General features: G+C 34.9%; 4 protein-coding genes. All 4 read right to left on the bottom strand.

The window, feature by feature from the left end; genetic code table 11:
- Window positions 1-583, bottom strand: a 583-nt coding sequence (locus tag ACY2V1_RS03780) for an SDR family oxidoreductase (RefSeq protein WP_461833464.1), incomplete at its 3' end; no start/stop codon positions are given.
- 2 nt (window positions 584-585) lie between these two features.
- On the bottom strand, window positions 586-1905 hold the full coding sequence (locus tag ACY2V1_RS03775; RefSeq protein WP_461833463.1) for an FAD-binding oxidoreductase: 1320 nt from the start codon (window positions 1903-1905) through the stop codon (window positions 586-588).
- A 16-nt stretch (window positions 1906-1921) separates the two neighbouring features.
- Entirely contained in the window at window positions 1922-2356 is a 435-nt protein-coding gene (locus ACY2V1_RS03770) for a GtrA family protein (RefSeq protein ID WP_461833462.1), read from the bottom strand.
- A gap of 53 nt (window positions 2357-2409) precedes the next feature.
- Window positions 2410-3228 (bottom strand): decaprenyl-phosphate phosphoribosyltransferase (locus ACY2V1_RS03765; protein WP_461833461.1); only part of this gene is annotated, 819 nt, incomplete at its 5' end.

The following is a 3228-nucleotide window of genomic DNA, read 5'->3' as shown; positions in this document are numbered from 1 at the left end:
TTTTTGGCAAGTTCATCCCTTGGGTCATTTTCGTTTGCACAAAACCTGGTTTTACTGTGATTACATGAACGCCTGTTTTAAATAACCTATTTCGTAAACCTGACAAATAAGTCGTAAAAGCCGCCTTAGCACTGCCGTAAATATAATTGCTTTTTCTTCCTCTATCGCCAGCCACTGAACTTATGCCAACAATAAATCCATATTTCCTTTTTTCAAAATCATTAGCAATAATATTAAGAATAGAAACACAACCAGTAAAATTGGTACCAATAATTTTTTTAGCTTCCTCAAAATCACTTTGAGCTTTAATTTGATTTCCTAAATAACCGACAGCACAAACAACTCCCTTTGGCCTTGGATGGAGACTTTCATAAAATCTTTGGTGCGACAGATAATCTAAGGCATCAAAATATAAAGGTTTGACTTTGACTTTATATCTCACTTCAATATCTCTTGCTATCACTTCTAATTTTTCTATATCCCTGCTAGCCAAGTATAAATTATAACCTTCTTTAGCAAATCTATGGGCGGTTGCTTTAGCTATATCAGAATTTGCTCCTAAAATAAGTAAATAGTTTTCCATGTCTAAACTCCTAATCTTTGAGATTGTAAAGACCGAAACTTATTTTCAGGATCAACTTTGTATTTAATTATTAAAAATTTCTCCAAATTAGAATAACCTTTATGGAACGTTTCCTTTTTCATTCTTGCATCTTTTGTGAGATATATTCTGCCATCATAATCAATAACGATCTTATCCAACTTTTCAAGCAACTTAAATACTCTTTCACATACTGGAAAGTCCAAGGCTAAAGTGTAACCTTCTAAAGGAAAGGAGAGCAATCCTCCGCTTTCTTTCCCGAGCAATTTCAGCACGGCTAGAAAAGAACCAAACCCACTTTCTGCAATTTTGGATAAAATCACTTTTAATCCTTCTTTACCTGCTTCTTTAGGTAGAACAAATTGATATTGTAAAAATCCCCTTTTGCCGTATATTTTATTCCAATTATAAATACTATCTAAAGGGTAAAAAAAGCTGTCATAATCTACAATAGCTGTCTGTTTGTTTGTCGTATTATAATAAAATACATTAAAAAACTTTATTGTATATTTATTAAGCACAAAATTAGGGCAAAAACATGGCACGGTAAACTTTTTCTTTTTAGGAATTTCTAAGGGTTTCTTGCGTAAGGTGGGTGATAATTCATCTAACTTTGCATGCTCTCCAACAAACAAAACAGAACGCCCTAAATTATCACCTTTTTGTAAACAATCAATCCAAGCTACTGAATAAGTAGCACCACTATATTCTTCAAATAAATCCAATATTTCATCTATATTATTCGCCTTTAAAGTTTTTTTTATAATATATGCTGTTTCTATTTTTTTCATTTTTATAGTAGTTCTTACTATAACCCCCGTAAGTCCCATACCACCACATGTGGCCCAAAACAGGTCTTTATTTTTTTCTCTTGAACAAGAAACAATTTCTCCATTAGGCAATAAAAGATCTAGAGAGAGAATATGATTACAAAACGAGCCCTCTTTATGGTGGTTTTTCCCATGCACATCTGACGCAATTGCTCCCCCAACAGTAACAAATTTTGTTCCAGGTGTTACAGGTAAAAACCACCCTCTTGGAACAAATACATCAAGGATTTCCCTTAAACTGAGCCCTGCTTCACAAGTAAGAATGCCATTTTTTTCGTCAAAATCTAGCATATGGTTTAATTTAGTCATGGATAAAACTTTATAATAAAGAGAAGAGTCTCCATAACAACGTCCCAAACCTCTGGGAATTAGATTTTTTTCTTTAACTAATAATTTAGTTATTCTAGAGGCAACTTCTTCCCCTATTACATCAGCTTCTATTACAGGATAATTCCCCCAGTTTGCAATTTTCATTTCCAACCTCCATACCTTAACTAAATACAAACTTTTTGTCTAATTGATATTTTATATAATATCCAATAGTAAGTCCTATTACCGCTCCTATATACTTGGCCACTGGTGCTTTAAACAAAAAATAAAAAGTTAACTCCACTCCCCAAAAAATCATAGTGGTAAACACACCCATAAAGGAATAAAGTACAAACTTGCGTGTATTGTCTAAGAAATTTTCTGTTTTATGGTAGAAAATGTAATTTTTATCTAAAAAATACTTAACAAGTAACCCTGCCAACGTGCCAACTGCCATAGCAAGGTATATATCAAATTGCCCTTTATATACTCTTAAAACAGCCCATTGGCACAATACATTGAAAATAATAGAAACGATGGCAAAAAGGGTATATTTTATTGCTATTCTCATCTGAACAGAATTATTCCCAAAATTAGGAGCTAACGTCCTATACATGTCTGTAAGGATTTTCTTTTAAAAGTGCCTCCGTTGGAAGGTTAAAATAAATACTATTTCCCCACTAAGCTAAAGGGTCCTTCTGGCCAAAGTCGCCAGAGACAAAATAGTATCCAGAGTACAACCGTTACGCCCAACGGTACATCTTTCAATAGAGCCTCCGTGGGTGATTCTCCTTTCCCTTGTGCTTCTACAATAAACCAGTAGCGAAAAAGTCCAAAGATGACAAATGGCACCGAAAGCGCCAATTCGGGTCTAGAAGTAATAACAAATAGGCTGTAAAACACTAATGCTCCAGTAGCGGAAATTAGGGCGTAACTTTCAAGCAGTTTCAAGGTGTAGCATTGAAGGACTTTGCGAGCGTTATCTCCTTGAAGGCGAGTCTCTTGAAGTCTTTTGACTGAGCCCAGGAATAAGGCCAGACATAGAGTGGTAATCAGCATCCAGGAAGATATGGGAACAGAAATAGCCATTCCTCCAGCAAGGATGCGAAGTATAAATCCCGTGGCGATACAAAATATATCTAAAACAGGCATGTGTTTGAGTTTATAACTGTAAAAGACATTTAAGATAAGATAAATCAAAATAGGAATCATAAATTTTCGTGTAAAAGGGTAGAAGAGAAAGATACACAGAATAAGATACAAAAATAACAAAATAAATTTGGCTGTTTTAGGACTGACAGCTCCTGAGGCCAAAGGACGTGTTAAGCGCTTTACAGGATGCTTGCGATCTTTTTCTATATCTTTAAGGTCATTGAGAACATAGGTCGCCGAAGAAGCCGCGCAAAAAGCCAAAAATGCCCAACAAGATTGTTTAAGCGCCTCAAGTGACAAAAATTTTCCCGCAAAAACCAGCGGCGCTAATACAAA

The organism is Desulfothermus sp., assembly GCF_053993635.1.
The sequence above is the reverse complement of the archived record's forward strand: the minus strand, read 5'-3'. Positions and strand labels throughout refer to the sequence as shown.